The sequence below is a fragment of the Lentzea sp. JNUCC 0626 genome (assembly GCF_043632865.1).
Lineage (GTDB): Bacteria > Actinomycetota > Actinomycetes > Mycobacteriales > Pseudonocardiaceae > Lentzea.
This window is the reverse complement of record NZ_CP171635.1, coordinates 7,724,804-7,745,126: the sequence shown is the minus strand read 5'-3', so window position 1 is coordinate 7,745,126 and position 20,323 is coordinate 7,724,804. Positions and strand designations below refer to the sequence as shown.

Genomic DNA, 20,323 nt, shown 5'->3' with positions numbered 1-20,323 from the left:
TCACACAGCGGGCGTCAACGCCAACTGCCGTGCCTGACACACCAGCCGTCCGGCGGCGTCGATGACCGTCGCGTCCTCGTCGAACCACTGCCCGTGCACGGCCTGGCAGGTCACGTGGATCCGCAACCACCCCGGCGCCGGCCGCGCCCTCAGCAGCGCCGTCAGCTGCACCGTCGGCGACCAGCCAAAACGCCCCAGGTTGAACGTCACCGGCATGGACAGATCGCCCGCCAGCAACGCGAAGTACGGGTCGGGCTGCTCGTCCGTCGGCCGGGCCCACAGCTTCAACGTCAACGGCCCGTCGGTCCGCCGATCGAGGAAGCTCGCGGACTCCCGATCCACCCGGAGATCGCACAGAGCACCGACCTTGTAGCTCCCACCTGTTGGGAACGTGGCCAGCTCCACCGCGTTGGGCGGAGGCGACGCGGGCATCGCCGGGAGGTTCACGTAGTCGGCCCGGTGCTCGGGTATCCGCCCCGTTGTCACCGAGGCCTCGACGCACACCTGCCCGCGCTGCTCCAGCAACACGTTGATCACCGTCGCGGTCCGCCCGGCCTTCCGCACATCGGTCCGCACCAGCACGGGCCCGACTTCGGGCGCACGCAGGAACTGGGCCGACACGGCCAACGGATCGCCCTCGGCCACCGCAGCGGCAGCCCGGGTCATCACCGCGAGGAGGAACCCACCGTGAGGCTTGGGCCCCACGGTCCACTCGGCGGGCAGGGACGCGGTGAAGGTTCCGTCACCGAGCGACCGCACCGCACTGGACTTCGAGAAGGTCATGAGCGGCTGGCCAGCGACCGCAGGAAGAAGGTCACGTTGGCAGGCCGTTCTGCTAGTCGCCGCATGAGATATCCGTACCACTGCTCACCGTAAGGAACATAAACGCGAGTGCCGAGGCGCCTCTGCTCCTCGGTCCGGATGCCGTAGAGCATCTGGTACTCGAAGTCAGTTTTGTCATACCAACGGGCCCGCTCGCCAATGATTTCGATGAGCCGCGGATCGTGCGTGGCGAACATCGGATACCCCTCCCCGGCAAGCAGCACGTTCGCACACCGCACGTAGTTGAGGTCCACCTCGTGCGGGTCCTGAATCGCCACGTCAGGCGGCTCCGCATAGGCCCCTTTGACCAACCGCACCCGACTCCCGACCCCCGCGAGCAGCCTGCAGTCGTCCAACGTCCGATGCAGGTACGTCTGCAACACCGCACCAACCCAAGGCCACGACCGCCGCAACTCGGCCAGCACCCGCAACGTGGAGTCCGTGGTGGTGTGGTCCTCCATGTCCAACGTCACAGTCGTCCCGCACTGCTCGGCGGCAGCACAGATCCGCGAGGCATTCGTCAGGGCAAGGGCCTCGTCCAACGTCTGCCCGACCGCCGACAACTTGACGCTGACTTCCGCGTCCTTGGCCAATCCGGCAGCGTGCAACGCATCAAGCAACTCGAGGTACGCCTGAACGGTCTTCTCGGCCTGAGCCTTGTCGGTCGTGTCCTCACCCAAATAATCCAGCGTGACCGGTAGCCCGAGCCCGCGCACCACCGCGACGGCGTCCTCGGTGCTCTCCCCCGCGACGAACCGCTTGACGACATCGCGGCTGATGGGCGCACTGGCCACCAACTGGCGGACCGTCTCGTTGCGAGACGCGGCCATGATCAACGCTCGCAGCGGGTTCACACCACGAACCCTAACCCGGCCAAGCCGCAACAGTGCCGAACGACCCTTGCCAACACTTGCCAAGCCACAAGGCAGCACAGGCCGAGCGCAAGGCAACCACTGTCTTGGCCAGGCACGCACGCAACCGCACTCGCCAACGCAAGGCGACCACCGTCTTGGCCCGGCGCGAGGTGCCAACCGGACAGCCGAAGACGTAAGCCGCCCACCTACGAATCCTGGCGTGGCGAAGCCGAAGGCGAGCCCGAACGGGCTGCTACCACGTTGGGAACCGGGTCCGCCGTTCATGGCGATTGGGGCTTGACCTTGAGGGGCTGGATGCCAACCTGTCCGGTCCGGCCGGGGCGCTTTCACTCCGGCTTTTGAAGGCCGCGAATGCATCCAGCTAGAGGCTCAAGGTCAAGCCCCAATCGCAACCCCGCTCTTCGTCACGACCCGCGAACTAGCCCCGAACTAGCCCCGAACTAGCCCCGGGAACCGGAGTCCACGTCCCAATCCAAATGCAACCGAGCGAACAACAACGACTCAGCCAACATCTCCCGCCGAACCGCCGGAGTCCCAGCCCGCCGAGTGTTGACCTCCAACACCACCTGCCCGTCAAACCCCCCACGGGCCAACATCTCGCAAAGCTCAGCACAGGGCTGATCCCCACGCCCAGGCACCATGTGCTCGTCCTTGGGCGCCCCGGACCCATCAGCCAGGTGAACGTGCCGAAGCCCGTCCCCCATCCGCTTGGCCAACTCCAACGCATCCATGTGCGCAGCAGCAGAATGGGACAAGTCCAACGTGTAGTTCCGATGCCCGACATCAGTCGGATCCACCGAAGGCTTGAAGGCGTTCATCTCCACCGAGCGCCCCCGCCCGAGCGGCCGCTTCACCGGGAACATGTTCTCCACAGCAATGGCAACCCCGCTGGAATCCTCCAAAGAGGCAACCAGCTCGGCGAACCCGTCCGCGTACTTCCGCTGCCACCGAAACGGCGGGTGCAACACGACGGTAGGCGCCCCAAGATCCCCAGCAGCCGCAACGGCACGGCGCAACCGCTCACCCGGATCCGGCGACCACACCCGCTGCGAGATCAGCAAACAAGGCGCGTGCACCGCCAGCACCGGCATCCCGGTCCGAACGGACAACCGGTCGACGGCGCGGATGTCCTGCGACACCGGATCGGCCCACACCATCAGCTCGACCCCGTCGTACCCCAGGTCGGACGCGATCTCGAACGCCGCCCCGGCGGGCTGCGGGTAGACCGATGCCGTGGAAAGCCCGACCGGGATGCGGGCCGTCAACTCTTCACCAGCAGCATCGCCGCTGGTGACACGGTGACGATGAGGCCCACGAGGACAGCCAGGACGGTGGTCTGCAGGTCGTCCGCGCGACGGATCTTGCGCACGAGCAGCACCAGACCCACGGTGACCGCGAGCGCCACGACGAGCGCGGCGGCGGGTACCGAGCGCCAGAGGTAGTTGAACGCCAGCCACAGCGCCGCGCCGCCGAGGACGCCGACGGCGAGTTGGCCGATCATGATCAGCCATTCCTTGCCGGCCGAGCGCTGCTCCGCCGGTTCCTCGTCCTCGGCCTCCGCGGCGTCGTCGAGGCCTGCGGGGCCCTCGTCGTCGTCTTCTTCCTCGTCGTTGTCGGCGAGGTAGTCGTCCTCGGCGCGGTAGACCTCGTACTCCTGGGAGTCGTCGTCCACGTACGGGCCGGGGTGCGCCGCGGTCGACTCCATCGGCGGCATCGACAGGTCGGTGTGCGCGTTCGGGTCGTCGTCGCCGAACCAGGCGTCGGGCTGGTTGCCGGGCAGCGGTTCCGGCAGCTTCGGCGGGGCCGGCGGCACGATCAGCACGGACTCGGTTTCGAGTGCGGCGATCTTGTCCACCGGCGCCTTGGCCGGGATGCGCGGGAGCTGCTCGGTCATCGCCTCGCGCGGCGGCTGGCCGGGGATCGGCATGGACACCGACGGCTGGCCGGGCTTCGGCGGGCGGACGATGCTGGTGCGCGCGGCGGCGGGCGTCGAGGTCGCCTGGTCGAGGCGCGCTTCCAGCCTGCCGGGCGCCTCCGGGCGCGGCAGGTCCGAGCGGGAGGGCTCGGGGCGCGCCACCTCCGGGCGGGCCTCCGGGCGGGCCTCGGGCCGAGGCATGTCGGAGCGCGACGGCTGGTCGCGGACCTGAGGCACCTGCCGGGTCTGCTCGGCGGCAGCGGGCGGCGGCGCGGGCGCGGCGGGCGGCGCCTGCTTCGGGGGTCTGCGGACCAGCGGCGGCGGCGCGGGCACCGGCATCTGCTGCGACGGCTGAGGCGGTTGCGGCAACGGCTGCTGAGGCTTCGGCGCTACCTGCGGTTTCGGCTGGTACGCCGTGCGCTCGGCGGCCGCGGGGGGCGGTGCCGAGGGAGGTTCGGGGGCAGCGCGACGGCCGGGCTGCGGTGCCACGTCGTCGTCGCGGATCGCCAACAGCCGGCCGCTGTCGGACAGGACCCGCTCGATGATCGTCTGGGGCGCGGTCTCCGGCTGCTGGACGTCGTCCTCTTCGTCAGCCGCCCGGCGGCGTCGCCGACGTGGCGCACTCTCTGCGCTGCCCCCGTACTGGGCGAGCAGCTCAGCGACTGTGCGCTGCGTCTGGTCCGATCCGCTCTCTCGACTCATCAACTCCACCGTGCCCCGGTCTGGCCAGTCCGTCCAGTATCGCTCTGGTCCGTCCCGTCAGTGTGGTCCAGCCGTCGGAGGATGACACCTTCCCGGAGTGCCCAGGGGCAAATCTCCAGCTGGGTGAGTGACAGGGCTCGCATTGTGGCCTCCGCGACCAATGCGCCCGCGACGAGCTGATGGGCGCGAGACGTGCTCACGCCTTCCAGCTCCGCGAGGTCATGGGCCGACATCCGGGAAATGAACGCGATCAGCTGCCGCAGGCCCGCGTCGGTGAGCACGCGTCGTGCCCTGGGCCCGGCAGACGATGGCGCGGCCCCGGTGAGCCGCGCCAGCGTTCGGAAAGTTTTTGAGGTCGCAACCACTCGATCGGGTTCACCCGCGCGTTTCAGCTTCCGCGCCACGGGCGCGAGCTGATCGGCGAGCCATTCGGTGGTCTCGCGGACCTCGGAGCGCCTGGGTGGGTCCTTCTTGAACCTCGTCCTGGTGAGCCTGCCCGCGCCGAGCGGCACGGAGAAGGCCAGGTCCGGGTTCTCGTCACGGCCGATGGCGAGCTCCAGCGAGCCGCCACCGATGTCGAGGGAGAGCAACTTGCCCGCGGACCAGCCGTACCAGCGGCGGACCGCGAGGAAGGTGTACTTCGCCTCGTCCTCGCCGGACAGGACCTTGAGATCGACCCCGGTCTCGGCGCGCACCCGGTCGAGCACCTCGGCGGAGTTGCCCGCCTCGCGCACCGCCGAGGTCGCGAACGCCATCAGGTCGTCGCAGCCGGACCGCTTGGCCGACGCCTTGGCGGCGGCGACGGCACGAACCAGCTGGTCAGCCCCCGCCTTGGTGAGCTGACCCTTGTCGTTCAGCTGCTCGGCGAGACGCAGGATCGTCTTCTCCGACGTCATCGGGATTGGGTGGGCACCACGATGCGCGTCCACCACCAGTAGGTGGACGGTGTTGGAACCCACGTCGAGAACGCCCAGGCGCACGCCGGAAACGGTACCTGGTCGTGTCCGTCAGGACTCGAACTTGTAACCCAGACCCCTCACGGTCACCAGGTGACGCGGTGCCGACGGGTCGGGTTCGATCTTCGAACGCAGCCGCTTGACGTGCACGTCCAGCGTTTTCGTGTCGCCGACGTAGTCCGCTCCCCACACCCGGTCGATCAGCTGACCGCGGGTGAGCACCCTGCCGACGTTGCGCAGCAGGTACTCGAGGAGGTCGAACTCCTTGAGCGGCAGGCTGATGTCCTGGCCGCTGACGGTGACGACGTGGCGTTCCACGTCCATCCGCACCGGACCGGCCTCCAGGATCTGCGGCAGCAGGTCCTCGGACTCGCCGCCGCGGCGCAGCACCGCGCGGATGCGGGCGATGAGCTCGCGGGCCGAGTAGGGCTTGGTGACGTAGTCGTCGGCGCCCAGTTCGAGCCCCACGACCTTGTCGATCTCGCTGTCGCGGGCCGTCACCATGATCACGGGGACGGCGGAGCGCTGGCGCAGCTGCTTGCACACGTCCGTGCCGCTCATGCCGGGCAGCATCAGGTCGAGCAGCACGATGTCGGCGCCGTTGCGGTCGAACTCCTCGAGCGCCTCCTGGCCGGTGGCCGCGAGCGCCGCGGTGAACCCTTCCTTGCGCAGCAGGAAGGCGAGCGGATCGGCGAAGGACTCCTCGTCCTCCACGATGAGCACCCTGGTCACAGCTCTCCTCCAGTGTCACCCGCGCCGGTGGGGACGAGGGTCGGGTTGGGTTCGGTCGCCGCGGCGGGGAGCCGCAGCGTGAAGGTGGAGCCCGTTCCTGGCAGGCTCCACAGCTTCACCTCACCGCCGTGGTTGGCGGCGACGTGCTTGACGATCGCGAGGCCGAGACCGGTGCCTCCGGTCGCGCGCGAGCGGGCCTTGTCGACGCGGTAGAACCGCTCGAAGACTCGGATCTGCTGGTCCTCGGCGATGCCGATGCCGCGGTCGGTCACGGCGATCTCGACGTGCCCGTCCACCAGCCGCCGGCTGACGCTCACCGGGCTGCCCGGCGGCGAGTAGGCGACAGCGTTGTCCAGGAGGTTCGTCAGCGCCGTGACCAGCAACGACCGGTCGCCGGGCACGACGAACCCGCTCGGCTCGTCGGTGGTGATCGTGATGTTGACCGACTCGGCGGCGAGCTTGGACCGCGACAGCGCCTCGTTGATCACGACGTCGATCTCGGTGTCGGCCAGCTCCGGCAGCTTCTCCGCGCCCTGCAGCCGTGAGAGCGCGATCAGCTCGGTGACGAGCGCGCCGAGGCGGGTCGCCTCCTGCATGATCTTCGCGCTGAACCGGCGGACCTCGTCCTGGTCGTCGCTCGCGTCCAGCACGGCCTCCGCGAGCAGCGCCAGCGCGCCGACCGGGGTCTTGAGCTCGTGGCTGACGTTCGCCACGAAGTCGCGCCGGGTCTTCTCCAGCCGCACGGCCTCGGACTCGTCGGTCGCGTCGACCACGGTGAAGTTCTCGATCAGCAACCGCACCTCGGCGTGCACGGCCTCCGGCTGGCGGCCGGTGCGGTAGCCCTCGAGCGGCGAGAGGTCGACGTAGACGACCTCGTTGCTGTTGCGGACGCCCTCCGCGGCCTTGCGCGCCCGGTCGTCCACGCGGTTGTTGCGGACGATCCCGAGCTCTTCGGCGCGGGGGTTGTGCAGCACGACGTCGCCGAAGTGGTTCAGCACCACGATGCCGTCGTGGGAGTCGTGAATGATCTGCTGGATCAGTTCGGCGACCGTCAAGCCTTCCGGCTTCTTCGGTTGCCTGGGGGCGGTGAACCGGCCGATGAAGAAAGCGGCCATCACGCCGATGAGCGCGAGGCCGATCGACACAGCGAGGTAACCCGTTGTGGTCACGAAGCGAATGGTAAGCAGCTCAGAGGTGTCCTGGCCTAGTACGAGAGCGTGAACCGTGACGCCCGCGACACCTCAGAGGACCGTTGTTCCGAACCTGGTCAGGCCCCGTTCACCCAACCGTGATGGAAGAGCCTGAAACAGGGCTCGACCGAGTCGCGAGTTCGCGTCGGTCGTCCGGCCACCCGCGCACGCCGAAATTCGGCGGAGCCCAATTTCGGCGTGCGCGAGTCGGCCGGACGGCCGACTTCGAGGCGAACTCGCCGCCGCGCCGGAGGCGCGGCAGAAAATCAGCGACCCTGGTTCGCGACGGCCGCGATGGCGTCCTTCGCGGCGTCGGGGTCGAGGTATTCGCCACCCGGCTTGAGCGGCTTCAGGTCCTCGTCGAGGTCGTAGCGCAGCGGGATGCCGGTGGGGATGTTGAGCCCCGCGATGGCCTCGTCCGAGATGCCGTCGAGGTGCTTCACGAGCGCGCGCAGCGAGTTGCCGTGCGCGGCCACGAGCACCGTCTTGCCGCTCCGCAGGTCCGGCACGATGTCGGACTCCCAGTACGGGATCATCCGCTTCACGACGTCGAGCAGGCACTCGGTCAGCGGCAGGTCGGGCCCGAGACCGGCGTAGCGCGGGTCGGTGTCCTGGCTGAACTCGCTGCCGGGCGCGATGGGCGGCGGCGGGGTGTCGTAGGACCGGCGCCAGAGCATGAACTGCTCCTCGCCGAACTCCTCGAGCGTCTGCTTCTTGTTCTTGCCCTGCAACGCGCCGTAGTGGCGTTCGTTGAGACGCCAGTCGCGCTTGACCGGGATCCAGTGCCGGTCGGCGGCGTCGAGCGCCAGGTTGGCGGTCATGATGGCCCGGCGCATGAGGCTCGTGTGCAGGATCTCCGGCAGCACACCGGCTTCTTTGAGGAGCAAGCCGCCGCGGCGGGCCTCCTTCTCGCCCTTCTCCGACAGGGGAACGTCCACCCAGCCGGTGAACAGGTTCTCCGCGTTCCACGTGCTCTCGCCGTGGCGGAGCAGCACCAAGGTTCCGACAGACATGGCGGCTAGCCTGCCATGCCGACCCTCCGGCCGTACCCCGGCAGGTCACCGTGATCCACGCCATGGGATTCGTCGGTGTACAGGTGGATCTCCAGATCGTCCGGGTCGTTGAAGACCAGCAGCCACCCGATGCTCGCCTCGATCTCGGGCGAGTGCGGGATGTTCAGGCCGTCCAGGTGCGTGATCCAGTCGTTCAGGTCCTGCCTGGTCGCGACGGCCCAGTTGACCGGGTCGAAGCCTTTCAGCGCCTCGGCCTTCTCGGGGTTGAGCCGCAGGCTGAGGCCCGCCGCGCCGCCGCTCACGTAGCCCGCGACGCCCCGGACGACGCCGTCCGCGTCCTCGAACTCCCACTCGGGCGCGAACCCGAAGACCTGGCCGTACCAGTCGATGCTCCTGGCCAGGTCGGTCACCGGGATCTTCACGCCTCTGATGCCTCTGAGCTGCGCCATCGCGGATTCCTCCAGTTGGTTGCAGTCGTTGTGTAACCAATGTTGGTAGGCTGCGCTCGATGAGTGAGGAAGTCAAGCGTTCGTACAGCTCTCCCCTGCGGGAGCGGGCTGCCGCCCAGACGCGCGTGCTGGTGCGGTCGGCCGGGCACCGGCTGTTCGTGCGGAACGGGTTCGTGGCCACGTCGATGAAGGCGATCGCCGCGGAGGCCGGGGTGTCCGAGCGGACGGTCTACACGCACTACCGGAACAAGGTGGAGCTCTTCCAGGACGCGTTGAACGTGGCGATCGCGGGCGACGAGGAGCCCGTGGCGATGCGGGACCGGCCCGAGTTCACCGAGGTGCTCGCGATGCCGGCCGCGTCCGGGCTGATCGCGGAACTGGTGCGGCGCAACGGGATCGTGCAGGAGCGCGCCGGAGCGTTGATCATGGCCGGGATCGAGTCCGCCGGGGCCGATGCCGACATGCGGCGGATCTCGGACGAGGGCGAGCGGGCGATGCGGGCCAACTGCCTGGCGGTCGCGGAGGCGTTGGTGGCGACCGGGGAGGTGCGAGCGGAGTTCGACGTGGTGGCGGTGGCGGACGTGCTGGTGACGATGTGTTCGCCGCACGTGCACCAGGTGCTGGACTGGCCAGCCGATCGCTACCGCGACTGGCTGGCCAGCACCCTCGAAGCTTCCCTGCTCAGGCCTGTTCGCGCGCCCTGAGGTCCTTGCGCAGGATCTTGCCCGCCGCCGACTTCGGGATCGCCTCGATGAACTCCACGACGCGAACCTTCTTGTGCGGCGCGACATGTGACGCCACGAACGCCATCACGGCGGCACCGTCCACAGAGGAACCGGGCTGGCGCACCACGAACGCCTTCGGCACCTCCTCGCCGTCCGCGTCGCGCACGCCGATGACCGCCGCGTCGGCGATCTCCTCGTGCGTCAGCAGCACGGCCTCGAGCTCGGCCGGCGGCACCTGGTAGCCCTTGTACTTGATGAGCTCCTTGACGCGGTCGACGATCGAGACGATGCCGTCCGCGTCGATCACGGCCACGTCGCCGGTGTGCAGCCAGCCGTCGTCGTCGATGGTGGCGGCGGTGGCCTCGGCGTTGTTCAGGTAGCCCTTCATGATGTTCGGGCCCTTGCACCAGAGTTCGCCGCGCTCGCCCACGCCCACGTCCTCGCCGGTGGCCGGGTCGACCAGGCGGCACTCGAGGTTGGGGATGATCACGCCGACGGTGCCGACCGAGATGTCGTCGCGGCCGTCCGGGATGGCGTGCGAGACCGGCGACATCTCCGTCATGCCGTAGCCCTGGACGACCCGGCAGCCGATGCGCTTGCGAACCGCGGCGGCGAGGTCCTCGTCCAGGGGCGCGGCGCCCGAGAAGAGGGTGTGCAGCGGCGACAGGTCGTAGTTGTCGACGATCGGGTGCTTCGCGAGGGCGACGGCGACCGGCGGCGCGATGTAGACGCGGTCGGTCTTGTGCTCGGCGATCACGCGCAGGAACTCCGGCAGCTCGAACTTCGGCAGCGTCACGACGACACCGCCGATGTACAGGCCGTTGTTCATGAGGACCTGCATGCCGTAAATGTGGAAGAACGGCAGCACGGCGAGGATCCGGGTGTGGGCGCCGACGTCCGACAGGATCGGCCCGCACTGCACGAGGTTCGCGACCAGGTTGCGGTGCGTGAGCATGACGCCCTTGGGCAGGGCGGTGGTGCCGGACGAGTACGGCAGCACGGCCAGGTCCTCGGCCGGATTGATCTCCACCTCGGGCACCGGGTGCGCGTTGTTCAGCAGCTCCGGCAAAGACGGGTAGCCCTCGGCGCCGTCCAGCACGACGACGTCGGTCACGCCCGCCTTCGCGGCGCCCGGTGCGGCGTTCGGGAGCAGCACGGAGACGGTGAAGAGCATCTTGGCGCCCGCGTCGTGCAACTGGTGCGCGACCTCGTCGGGCGTGTAGAGCGCGTTGATCGTGGTCGCCGTGGCGCCCGCGCGCAGGATGCCGTGGAAGACGACGGCGTAGTACGGCGTGTTCGGGCTGAGGATGCCGACGACATCACCTTTGCCGATACCTCGCGCGGCGAGCGCTGCCGCCATCCGGTCGATCGCCGCCGCCAACTGGCCGTACGTGAGCGTGGCGCCGGACATGCCGTCGATCAGCGCAACCCGGTCCACCCGGTCGGCGATGTCGCCGAACAACAGCTGGTGCAGCGACACATCGGGGATCTCGACGTCGGGATACGGACTGCGAAAGACCATGCGGCGACCTCATTCACATCGCTGTACATCGCTGTACACCCTGCCTGTGGGCTCATCGTGATCCAGCCCACTGAGCAGGTCAAGGACCGCTCGATCGCTACGGATACGTTACTTTGCGCGGCTAAATACACTCGAATGGAGTAATACAAGCACTTGTGATCGCAAGGATGTATCTGAGAAGTTGATACCGCCTCCGCGAGTCGGCTCCCACGCTTACTCGACGAGCGCGAGGCACCTTGCGCGATTCGTCATCCCCCGTCGAATCGCGTGTCCCGCCTGGGATTCGTAGGCTCCCCCCGTCCGCGAATCCCCTGCAGCGGGGACCTTTGACGCGGGACGGCTCGAAGCGACTCCCCCTCTCTCCCGAGCCGTTCCGCGCATCATCAAAGGCAACTCTCAGTAGAACTTGATCACGCTGCTTCGTTCATTCGAGTGACGCGACGACGTCGCCGCAGCAGGTAGATCACCGCCGCCGTGGGCAACGCCAGGGCCACCAGGAACGGCAGCAGGGCGCCGAAGGCGATCAAGATCCCGTTCAGGACGGTCAGCAGCGCGTTCCAGCCGCCCGACAGCGCGCTCAGGAACCCGGCCTTCTCCGGCTCCGGCGGCGCGATCGGCACGGTCGCCACCTGCACCGTCAGCGTCGCCATCGCGACCTTGCCCTTGAGCGACTCGGCCCGCCGCTGCAACGACTCGAGGTCGGCCTGCCGCTTGGTCAGCTCGGCCTCGACCTGCGCGATCTCGGTCGTCGACCCGGCTCGCTCGAACAGCACCCGCAGCCGTTCCACGCTGGCCCTGGCGGTCGCCATCCGCGACTCGGTGTCGACCAGCTGGTCGGTGACGTCCTCGCTGCGCACCTCGCTGCGGGTGACCTCCCCGACGCTCGCGAGGTCCCGCACGACCCGGTCCAGCTCGGCCGACGGCACCCGCACGGTCACGGACCCCGACTTCTTGGTCGAGTTCTCCTGCCCCGCGAACCCGCCGACCGCCGTCGCCCGGCTCTTGACCTCGCCGATCGCCTTCAGCACGTCGTCGCTGCGCAGGTCGACGGTGGCCGTGCGGACCAGCTGACGCTCCTGGTCCTGCACCGGCTGCACGGCCTGCCCGGCGTTCTCCTGCGCGGGCTCCTGGCCCGGCTTCTGCTGCGGCGCGACGTTCCGCTCCGCCTGCGGAGGCGCGGCGGCGTCCTTCGCCGACATGCCCCCACCCGAATTGCTGCTGCCACACCCCGTCGAAACCAGGGCCAGCAACGCGACTCCCACCCACAGCACTGGTCTACGCATGCCAGTCGGACGTGGTGAGGGAACCGAGAGGTTGCCGTCTACGCCGAAACGAGTCGGCGGCTAGTCCGAAACGAGATGTTGGAACGCCGCCAGGTTGGCGAGCGACTCCCCGCGCGACACCCGCCACGCCCACTCGCGCCGGATCGCGTCGGCGAACCCGATCTCGAGCAACGGGTTGAAGTCGCCGTCCGCCGCCTCCAGCACCTGCCCGAGCACGCGGTCGAGTTCGTCTGCGGTCACGGCGTGCTTGCCGACCCGTCCGACCAGGTAGATGTCACCCTCGGCGTCGATCGTGTAGTGCACGCCGTACAGCCGTGCGTTGCGTCGCAGCAGGAAGCGGTACACGTCCTCGAACGACTGGTCCGGCCGTCGGCACACGAACGCCTCGACGACCAGCGCGTGCGCGGTCTCGACCAGCCACACGTTGGTCTGGAGCTTCTTGGTCCCCGGCAGCGTCACGAAGAACTTGCCGGGCTCCCGGCGGTCGTACTTGAGCTCCCGTTCGTCCAGGAACTCCTTGATGACCCCATCCACGCTCAAGCGAAAACCTCCCGGCGGAACACCTCTGCCGCCTCTTGATACCCCGCCAGCAGGGCATCAGTCGTGCGATCCCAGGAGAAGCGTCGCGCATGCCCCACGGCGTTGCTCGCCAGGTGCTCCCGCTGCGGCAGCGCCTGCTCGCCCAGCGCCACGGCCCACTCGCCGGCCTCGTGCCCGTGCACGAGCACCCCGGACACCCCGTCCCGCACCGCCACCGGCAACCCGCCGACGGCCGCCGCGACCACCGGCGTCCCGCACGCCTGGGCCTCCAGCGCCACCAGCCCGAACGACTCGTTGTAGCTCGGCACCGCGACCAGGTCGGCGGCCCGGTAGACCTCGGCGAGCGTCGGCCCCGGCTGCGGCGGCAGGAACCGCACGACGTCGGTGATCTGCAACTCCGCGGCCAGCTCCTCCAACGCCTTGGGCCGCTCGGTCCCCGACCCCGACGGCCCGCCCACGATCAGCACGACCAGCCGCGACCGCAGTCCCGGATCGCGCACGAGCATCTCGGCGGCTGCGCGAAGCAGCACGTCAGGGGCCTTCAACGGCTGGATCCGGCCGACGAACGCCAGCACGATCGCGTCCTGCGGGATGCCGAACCACTGCCGGGCGGCGCCCTGGTCGCCGGGCGTGAAGCGGTCGAGGTCCACGCCGGGCGGCACCACGGCCACCTTCGACGGTTCCGCGTCGTAGAGCTTGATCAGCTCGCCGGCCTCGATGTCGGTGTTCGCGACGAGCCGGTCCGACTCGTTCACGACCTGTTCCTCGCCGATCACCCGCATCCGGGGCTCCGGCGCGTCGCCCTCGGCCAGCGCGAGGTTCTTGACCTTGGCGAGCGTGTGCGCGGTGTGCACCAGCGGCACGCCCCACCGTTCCCGCGCGAGCCAGCCGACCTGCCCGGACAGCCAGTAGTGCGAGTGGATCGCGTCGTAGTAGCCCGGCTCGTGCCGTGCCTCGGCGCGCAGGACACCGGCCGTGAACGCGCAGAGCTGACCGGGCAGCTCCTCCTTGCCCAGGCCCTCGAACGGCCCGGCGGCGACGTGCCGGACGCGCACGCCCGGCGCGAGTTCGGCGACCGCCGGCAGCTCCGACGACGTGGCGCGGGTGAAGATCTCCACCTCGACGCCCCGTTGAGCCATCCGAGTGGCCGTCTGCACGATGTAGACGTTCATCCCGCCCGCATCACCCGTCCCCGGCTGTTCGAGCGGCGAGGTGTGCACTGAGAGCACCGCGACGCGCTTCATCGGGCGACTCGCAGGAGGTCGGCGGCGAACAGCTCCGGCCGTTCGAGGAACGGCGCGTGGGCGGTGTCGGGGTAGAGGCTCAACTCGGCTCCGGGGATCAGGGCGGCGGAGTACTCGGCGGCGGCAGGGGCCACCACCTCGTCTTGAGTTCCGTGCACGACCAGCGTCGGCACGTCCACGGCCTGCAACACGTCCGCGCTGCCCACGTCCCTGCGGAACAGCTCACCCCGCACCTTAGGACTGACCGAGGTGGCGGCGGCAGTGAGCTTCGCGACCGTCTCAGCAGGCAGGACGGGGGCCATGGCCGCGCAGAACGTCGCCATCGCGGCGTCGTCGGTGATCGCGCCGGGCAACGCGGCCCGCATGACCGGACCGGTGGCGCCTCCCGGGCGTCCGCGACCGATCTCGGTGATCGCGCTCACGAACACCAGCGCGGTGACGTCCGCGGTGCCGTGGCAGCGGAGGTAGTCGGCGAGGACGAGCCCGCCGTAGGACCAGCCGACGACGGTCGCGGGGCCGGTGTGGTCGAGGACGGCCCTCAGGTCCGCGGCCCACCGAGCGGAGTCGCGGTAGTCGCCGAAGTCGTCGGATTCGCCGTGTCCGCGCAGGTCGACGGCGTAAGTGTGAAAATCAGGGAGGTCCCAGACCTCGCCCGTCTGCGCCCAGCCGTGGATCAGCACCACCGGCGGCGCGGCTGCCGGACCTGACTCCCGCAACGCAAGACGTCCCCCGCCCGTCGTCGTCACGTGTGTCAGCTGCACACAGGTGCGAACGACCAGGCCGGGGGACGCATTCCCGCCGGTGCTACTTGATGGCGGACTTGCCCTTCCACTGGTCCCACGACAGCTGCCAGTCGTACCAGTCGAACTGGGCCGGCAGCGTGGTGATCGAACCGGTCACCTCGACCGGGTCGCCGACCAGCGCCGAGTCGTAGTACGCCTTCGCGTCCGCCTCGAGCAGGTTCGCGCAGCCGTGCGAGGTGTTGTTGTTGCCGATGTTGGCCGCGTTGTCGTTGTTCTCGTGGATGAACTCGCCGTGGTTCGAGAACCGGACGGCCCACTTCTTCACGACGTTGGTGTAGCCGTAGCGCGGGTTGTCGAACGAGAAGGTGTCGTTCTTCGACATGACCACGAACGTGCCGTTCGGCGTCGTCAGCTCGGGGTCCGCGTCCTTGCCGAACGAGGCCGGGTAGTCGGCCGTCTGCTGGCCGTCGCGGAACACCTTGAGCCGGTGCGTCGGGTTGTCGATCTTCACGACCTGGTTGCGGCCGATGGTGAAGTCGCTGGTCACGTCGGCCTTGCCGAACGCGCCGCCGCCGTAGTTGACGCCGTAGAGCTTGGCCTCGACCTTCACCGTGGTGTTGGCGGGCCAGTACTTCTCCGGCCGGTAGTGCACCTCCTGGGCGTTCAGCCACGCCCACGAGCCCTGCACGTTCGCGGAGTTGGTGACCTTCAGGGCCTTCTCGACGGTCGCCTTGTCCTCGACCGGCGCCTCGAACTTGACCATGATCGGCGCCGCGACGCCCACGGTCTGGTTGTCGGAGGGCCAGAGCGTCGCGCGGGTCTGCGAACCGGGCGCGACGGTGGTGAACGAGCCCTTGAGCTCGACGGGCTTGCCGTCGGACCCGACGGCCTTGCCGGTGAAGCTGTACGTCTTGCCGTAGCCCAGCGGCTCGGCCGTCGTCCAGCCCGACTTGTCCTCGGTGAGGGTGCCCTTGACGTCGGCGCCCTCGGGTGACTTCAGTGCGACGGACTCGATCTTGCCGTCCACCACGGTGACCTGGACCGGGGTCGTGACCTGCACGTCCTTGGTTCCGTCGACCGGGGACAGGGTCACCTTCGCCGACGGCAGCGAGCTGTCGGCCTTGGGCGTGCCTGCCTCGACACTCGAGCAGCCGGTCAGCAGCGTCAGTCCAGCGACCAGCGCGACAAGTGTTCTCTTCACGGTTTCGACCTCCCACCATGGTGGACGTCCAGAACCCCGGCGGGGTGTGAGTGACGTCGGTCACACCCGCATCGGCAGCTTACGATCGAAGTCGTGAATCGACCTGTCGCAGTTGTGACCGGAGCCAGCGCGGGAATCGGCGAAGCCACCGCGCGGCGGTTGGCCGCCGAGGGTTTCCACGTCGTGCTGGGTGCACGACGTCTTGACCTCCTCCACGTTATCGCGAAGGAGATCGAGGGGACGGCCCTCGAACTCGACGTGACCGATGAGACGTCGGTCGCTGCCTTCGCGGACCAGGTGCCGCACGCGAACGTGCTGGTGAACAACGCGGGCGGCGCTCGCGGGCTCTCCACCGTCGCGGAGGGGAACGCGGACGAGTGGCGCTGGATGTGGGAGGCGAACGTCCTCGGCACCCTGCTCGTGACCAGGGCATTCATCCCGAAGCTGATCGCGTCCGGGGACGGGCACATCGTCTCTGTGACATCTATCGCGGCGTACGAGGCCTACGACAACGGCTCGGGCTACACGAGCGCCAAGCACGCCCAGTCGGCGTTGCACCGGACGTTGCGCGGCGAACTGCTCGGCCAGCCGGTGCGGATCACCGAGATCCAGCCGGGCATGGTCGAGACGGACTTCTCCGCCAACCGGTTCGGCGGCGACACCGAGCGCGCGGCCAAGGTCTACCAGGGCATCACGCCGCTGGTCGCGGACGACGTGGCGGACGTCATCTCGTTCGCCGTGACGAGGCCCTCGCACGTGAACCTCGACACGATCGTGCTCAAGCCGCGGGCCCAGGCCTCCGCGACTCGGGCACACCGCGAGTGAGCAACTCCACGTCCAGCTGACGCAGGACGGGCTCGATGGGGTTCGCGAACCCCATCGAGCCCGATCCGGCGACGTAGAGACCGATGACCCGGTTGTCGGCGTCGACCAGGACCGCGCCGCTGTCCCCGTGGTCGCCGAAGCGTTCGGCCGAGTGCACGCGGATCTGGTCGCGCAGGGTCCGCACGCCGATGCCGTCGCCGAAGTCCAGTCGCAGCGTGGAGTCCGTGGACTCGATCACGCCGTAGGTGAGTCCGGTGGTGCGGCCGCGTTTGCGGACGGTCGAGCCGATGGTGGCCTGGGCGCTGCCCGTGATCGCGCCGATGTCGAGCACCTCCGCGCGGAACGGCCTCTCGCCCATCCTCAGCCCCGCCGCGCACACCGCGCCCGCGAGCGCCGCCCGGTCCAGCACGGCGATCTGGTCCTCGCCGAGGATGCCACCGTCCACTCTGGACGGGTGCACGAACTCGTCGCCCACCGACCACGAGTCGTCGACGCACCCGACGTGGAACGTGGTGAGCCCCAGCACCTTCCGGGCCTCGTCCTTCGTGACCGCGAACGCGCCGAGCGTGCCGGCGATCACGAACTCACCGGCCTTCGGCACCTCCGGCGGCACGACCCGGAACGACCGCGCGGGCCCGATGCCGATGCCGCCGCGCAGCACCTGATGCCGTTCCACCGCAACGGGTTGCTCGTCCTCGGAGCGGATGATCCGGGCGCGGTGCAGCACGATCGACTCGGCCACGACGTCCGTCGGCACCCCGCTGACCTCGACCGGGATCTGCTGCGGCTGGTCGGGTCCCTTGGCGCACACGTAGACCACGATCGCGGCCTTGCCCGTCGGGCGTCCCGCCGTGACCTTCTCGCCGATGTCGACGCCGATGACGCCCGGCCGGGCCAGGAACTCGTCTTCGACCAGGCGCTTGATCGGCCTGATGACCTCGCGCGCGTTGTCGTCGAGGTAGCTCATAGCGACCTCCGTTCCCTTGTGACTCCATGAAACACGCCAAGTAGCGGTTCGTCACACGGAGTCACCCGAACAGCCGTTATGCCGCTAGAGCTGAACGCCTACGAACACCGGTTCCGGGTGCAGTTCCACACCGAACGCCGCCCGCACGCCGTCGCGCACCTCACGCGCGAGGTCGAGCAGGTCCTCGGTCGACGCGCCGCCGCGGTTCGTCAGGGCGAGGGTGTGCTTGCCGGACAACGAAACCCGGCCGCCGGCGCCCTGGTGTCCCTTGCGGAACCCGGCCCGTTCGATCAGCCACGCGGCCGAGAGCTTCTTCTGGCCGTGGCCCGCCGGGTAGCTCGGCACGTCGACGTCGGCGCCGAGGCGCTCGGCGATGCGGATCAGCACGCCGTTGAACGTCGCGTCGTCGACGATCGGGTTGGTGAAGAACGAGCCGGCGCTCCACGTGTCGTGGTCGGTGGCGTCGAGCACCATGCCCTTGCCGCGGCGCAGCTCCAGCACGGCCTTGCGGGCCGCGTCGGCCGGGACGCGTTCCCCTTGCGGCACACCGAGAACGCGCGCCAGCTCGCCGTAGCGGATCGGCGCGGACATGCCGCCGGAGGTCAGCGCGAACCGGGTGCGCAGCACCACGGCGTTGTCGGTGCCCTTGAGCGTGCTGGTGCGGTAGGCGAGGCCGAGCTTCGCGGCGGGCACCTGGTGCACCTTGCCGCTGCGGCGGTCCAGCAGGTCCACCGACTGGAGCACCTGGGAGATCTCGACGCCGTACGCGCCGACGTTCTGCACGGGCGTGGCGCCGTTCAGGCCCGGGATGCCGGACAGGCACTCGAGCCCGCCGAGGCCCTGCGCGACCGCCTCGGCGACGACGGAGTCCCACTCCTCGCCCGCCTCGACGGTGAACTGGACGATGCCGCCGCCCAGCGGGTCGAGCCGGAAGCCCTTGGTGGCGACGTGCACGACCGTGCCGTCGAACCCGCCGTCGGAGATCACGAGGTTGGACCCGCCGCCCAGCACGAGGACCTTCTCGTCGACGGCGGCGTCGGCTGTTCGCACGGCTTCGACCAGCTCAGCGGCGGTCGTGGCGTGGACGAACCGCGCGGCCGGGCCACCGAGTCGGAGCGTGGTGCGCTCGGCCAGAGGTACGGACTGCGTGGTGGTCACAGACGTCAACGGTAGCCTCCGCGACATGGCACGCCGCATCGAGCACCACACCACGTCACCCCATTCGGCGGAGAAGGTCTTCGGCGCGTTGACCGACGAGACCTTTCTGCGGGACCGGCTGGCCGCGATCGGTGGCCCCGGCTCGACCCTGGTGACGTTCGACCAGACCGACGAGCGCACGTCGTACCAGCTCAAGCAGGGTGTGCCCGCGGAGCACGTGCCGTCGGCGATCAAGGCCGCGCTCGGCGGTGACCTCGTGATCAACCGCACGGAGACGTGGGCGGCGGGCGCCGGCACGGTCGAGGTGCTGGTCCAGGGCGTTCCTGGCCGTCTCGAAGGCTCGTTCACGGTCCTGGACAACGGATCCGGCTCCAAGCTCACCCTCTCGGGGGAGGTCAAGGTCGGCATCCCGTTCCTCGGCGGCAAGATCGAGAAGCTGATCGCCGAGCAGGTCGCCGTGCTGCTCGACAAGGAGAGCGAGTTCACGTCCGAATGGCTCGCAAACCGCGGCTAGCGGCCGGCCGGGCCCGAGCGCTCGGCCTGCCGACGCGCGGCACGACCAACCCGAACCGCCTGCGCCGGGTCGACCGGTGGATGGCCGGGACGCTTGGTTCCTTCTTGAGGGATGCGAGCGACCCGCTGGTGGTGGACCTCGGGTACGGGGCCACGCCCATCACCACCGTCGAGATGGCCGCGCGGCTGCGGGTCGTCCGCCCCGACGTGCGCGTGCTCGGGCTGGAGATCGACACCGACCGGGTGGAGGCGGGCAAGGCGGTGGCTGATCCGCCTTGGCTGGACTTCCGGCGCGGCGGGTTCGAACTGGCCGGGGCCCGTCCGGTGTTGTTGCGCGCGTTCAACGTGCTGCGCCAGTACACCGAGGAGCAGGCGTTCGAGGCGTGGGACACGATGCTGTCGCGGATGGCGCCCGGCGGCCTGGTCGTCGAGGGCACGTGCGACGAGATCGGCCGTCGCTGCACGTGGGTGACGTTGTCGGCGGAGGGACCTTTGCGGTTCACGCTCGCGGTGAAGCCGTCCGCGATCGAGGTGCCGTCCGACGTGGCCGAGCGGCTGCCCAAGGCGTTGATCCACAAGAACGTGCCGGGTGAGCGCGTGCACGCCCTGCTGGCCGAGCTGGACGCCTGCTGGGCGACCGCGGCGCCGTTCGCCCCGTTCGGGCCGCGTGCCCGGTGGGTGGAGTCGGTGCGGCTGCTCGTGGAACGCGGCTGGCCGGTGCTCGACGACCGGAAGCGTTGGCGGCTCGGCGAAATCACGCTCGAATGGGCGGCCGTCGCCCCCTAGTGCCGCGTCAGTCGGCCTTTGCCCCGTGTTCGGTGTTCAGACGGTCGCATCGTGGTGCCGGCCCCGCGTCCCTGTACTGGTTGTACCGGGGCGCGGGGCCGGCGCCGCGAGGCGACCTGCTGAGCGCCGAAAACGCGGCGAAGGTCGGCTGACGCGGCACTA

At 69.3% G+C, this 20,323-nt stretch carries 21 protein-coding genes; 4 read left to right on the top strand and 17 right to left on the bottom strand.

Annotation, left to right across the window (positions count from 1 at the left end):
* The 9 genes from JNUCC0626_RS35855 to JNUCC0626_RS35815 all read right to left on the bottom strand — a co-directional run bounded on the left by JNUCC0626_RS35855 (position 1) and on the right by JNUCC0626_RS35815 (position 8,654).
* A complete protein-coding gene (locus JNUCC0626_RS35855) occupies positions 1-783 on the bottom strand; it encodes a thioesterase family protein (RefSeq protein ID WP_394615157.1) in 783 nt (260 codons plus the stop codon).
* Positions 780-1,676, bottom strand: a complete 897-nt coding sequence (locus JNUCC0626_RS35850; RefSeq protein WP_394615156.1) for a proline dehydrogenase family protein — start codon at positions 1,674-1,676, stop codon at positions 780-782. Before JNUCC0626_RS35850 ends, JNUCC0626_RS35855 begins: the two co-directional genes overlap by 4 nt.
* A gap of 461 nt (positions 1,677-2,137) precedes the next feature.
* A complete protein-coding gene (locus tag JNUCC0626_RS35845; protein ID WP_394615155.1) occupies positions 2,138-2,962 on the bottom strand; it encodes a sugar phosphate isomerase/epimerase family protein in 825 nt (274 codons plus the stop codon).
* The gene (locus JNUCC0626_RS35840; protein ID WP_394615154.1) at positions 2,959-4,314 is read right to left on the bottom strand and encodes a hypothetical protein; all 1,356 of its coding nucleotides are present in this window, start codon (positions 4,312-4,314) and stop codon (positions 2,959-2,961) included. The genes JNUCC0626_RS35845 and JNUCC0626_RS35840 overlap by 4 nt, the downstream gene beginning before the upstream one ends.
* On the bottom strand, positions 4,314-5,294 hold the full coding sequence (locus JNUCC0626_RS35835; RefSeq protein WP_394615153.1) for a hypothetical protein: 981 nt from the start codon (positions 5,292-5,294) through the stop codon (positions 4,314-4,316). Before JNUCC0626_RS35835 ends, JNUCC0626_RS35840 begins: the two co-directional genes overlap by 1 nt.
* Before the next feature lie 27 nt (positions 5,295-5,321).
* A complete protein-coding gene (locus JNUCC0626_RS35830; RefSeq protein WP_109629061.1) occupies positions 5,322-6,002 on the bottom strand; it encodes a response regulator transcription factor in 681 nt (226 codons plus the stop codon).
* Complete coding sequence (locus JNUCC0626_RS35825) at positions 5,999-7,171, bottom strand: sensor histidine kinase (protein WP_394615152.1); 1,173 nt, start codon at positions 7,169-7,171, stop codon at positions 5,999-6,001. The genes JNUCC0626_RS35830 and JNUCC0626_RS35825 overlap by 4 nt, the downstream gene beginning before the upstream one ends.
* Positions 7,172-7,458: 287 nt before the next feature.
* Positions 7,459-8,205, bottom strand: coding sequence for a phosphoglyceromutase (locus tag JNUCC0626_RS35820; RefSeq protein ID WP_394615151.1), 747 nt, complete (start codon positions 8,203-8,205; stop codon positions 7,459-7,461).
* Between the two features lie 5 nt (positions 8,206-8,210).
* Positions 8,211-8,654: a VOC family protein gene (locus JNUCC0626_RS35815; protein ID WP_394615150.1), complete on the bottom strand. Its 444-nt coding sequence runs from the start codon at positions 8,652-8,654 to the stop codon at positions 8,211-8,213.
* 59 nt (positions 8,655-8,713) lie between these two features.
* Between JNUCC0626_RS35815 and JNUCC0626_RS35810 the strand changes: the two genes are divergently transcribed.
* Positions 8,714-9,358 (top strand): TetR/AcrR family transcriptional regulator, encoded by a 645-nt coding sequence (locus JNUCC0626_RS35810; protein ID WP_394615149.1) that lies wholly within the window; start codon positions 8,714-8,716, stop codon positions 9,356-9,358.
* Here JNUCC0626_RS35810 and JNUCC0626_RS35805 read toward each other — a convergent pair.
* The 6 genes from JNUCC0626_RS35805 to JNUCC0626_RS35780 form a co-directional block, all read right to left on the bottom strand.
* Complete coding sequence (locus tag JNUCC0626_RS35805; RefSeq protein WP_394615148.1) at positions 9,336-10,901, bottom strand: AMP-binding protein; 1,566 nt, start codon at positions 10,899-10,901, stop codon at positions 9,336-9,338. The two genes, JNUCC0626_RS35810 and JNUCC0626_RS35805, sit on opposite strands and share 23 nt — an antisense overlap.
* A 410-nt stretch (positions 10,902-11,311) precedes the next feature.
* Entirely contained in the window at positions 11,312-12,100 is a 789-nt protein-coding gene (locus JNUCC0626_RS35800; RefSeq protein ID WP_394615147.1) for a DUF4349 domain-containing protein, read from the bottom strand.
* A 144-nt stretch (positions 12,101-12,244) separates the two neighbouring features.
* Complete coding sequence (locus JNUCC0626_RS35795) at positions 12,245-12,724, bottom strand: YbjN domain-containing protein (RefSeq protein WP_394615146.1); 480 nt, start codon at positions 12,722-12,724, stop codon at positions 12,245-12,247.
* Entirely contained in the window at positions 12,721-13,968 is a 1,248-nt protein-coding gene (gene mshA / locus JNUCC0626_RS35790; RefSeq protein ID WP_394615145.1) for a D-inositol-3-phosphate glycosyltransferase, read from the bottom strand. Before mshA ends, JNUCC0626_RS35795 begins: the two co-directional genes overlap by 4 nt.
* Positions 13,965-14,714, bottom strand: a complete 750-nt coding sequence (locus JNUCC0626_RS35785) for an alpha/beta fold hydrolase (protein ID WP_394615144.1) — start codon at positions 14,712-14,714, stop codon at positions 13,965-13,967. Before JNUCC0626_RS35785 ends, mshA begins: the two co-directional genes overlap by 4 nt.
* Positions 14,715-14,772: 58 nt before the next feature.
* Complete coding sequence (locus JNUCC0626_RS35780; protein WP_394615143.1) at positions 14,773-15,912, bottom strand: L,D-transpeptidase; 1,140 nt, start codon at positions 15,910-15,912, stop codon at positions 14,773-14,775.
* A 93-nt stretch (positions 15,913-16,005) separates the two neighbouring features.
* Between JNUCC0626_RS35780 and JNUCC0626_RS35775 the strand changes: the two genes are divergently transcribed.
* Positions 16,006-16,737: an SDR family NAD(P)-dependent oxidoreductase gene (locus JNUCC0626_RS35775; RefSeq protein WP_394615142.1), complete on the top strand. Its 732-nt coding sequence runs from the start codon at positions 16,006-16,008 to the stop codon at positions 16,735-16,737.
* On the opposite strand, the gene JNUCC0626_RS35770 is transcribed toward JNUCC0626_RS35775, so the two are convergent.
* Both JNUCC0626_RS35770 and JNUCC0626_RS35765 read right to left on the bottom strand, forming a co-directional pair.
* On the bottom strand, positions 16,691-17,704 hold the full coding sequence (locus JNUCC0626_RS35770; RefSeq protein WP_394615141.1) for a hypothetical protein: 1,014 nt from the start codon (positions 17,702-17,704) through the stop codon (positions 16,691-16,693). The two genes, JNUCC0626_RS35775 and JNUCC0626_RS35770, sit on opposite strands and share 47 nt — an antisense overlap.
* A gap of 84 nt (positions 17,705-17,788) precedes the next feature.
* The gene (locus tag JNUCC0626_RS35765; protein ID WP_394615140.1) at positions 17,789-18,889 is read right to left on the bottom strand and encodes a UDP-N-acetylmuramate dehydrogenase; all 1,101 of its coding nucleotides are present in this window, start codon (positions 18,887-18,889) and stop codon (positions 17,789-17,791) included.
* Between JNUCC0626_RS35765 and JNUCC0626_RS35760 the strand changes: the two genes are divergently transcribed.
* Complete coding sequence (locus JNUCC0626_RS35760; protein ID WP_394615139.1) at positions 18,888-19,376, top strand: DUF2505 domain-containing protein; 489 nt, start codon at positions 18,888-18,890, stop codon at positions 19,374-19,376. The two genes, JNUCC0626_RS35765 and JNUCC0626_RS35760, sit on opposite strands and share 2 nt — an antisense overlap.
* Positions 19,355-20,161: a class I SAM-dependent methyltransferase gene (locus JNUCC0626_RS35755; RefSeq protein ID WP_394615138.1), complete on the top strand. Its 807-nt coding sequence runs from the start codon at positions 19,355-19,357 to the stop codon at positions 20,159-20,161. The genes JNUCC0626_RS35760 and JNUCC0626_RS35755 overlap by 22 nt, the downstream gene beginning before the upstream one ends.
* Positions 20,162-20,323 lie beyond the last annotated feature (162 nt).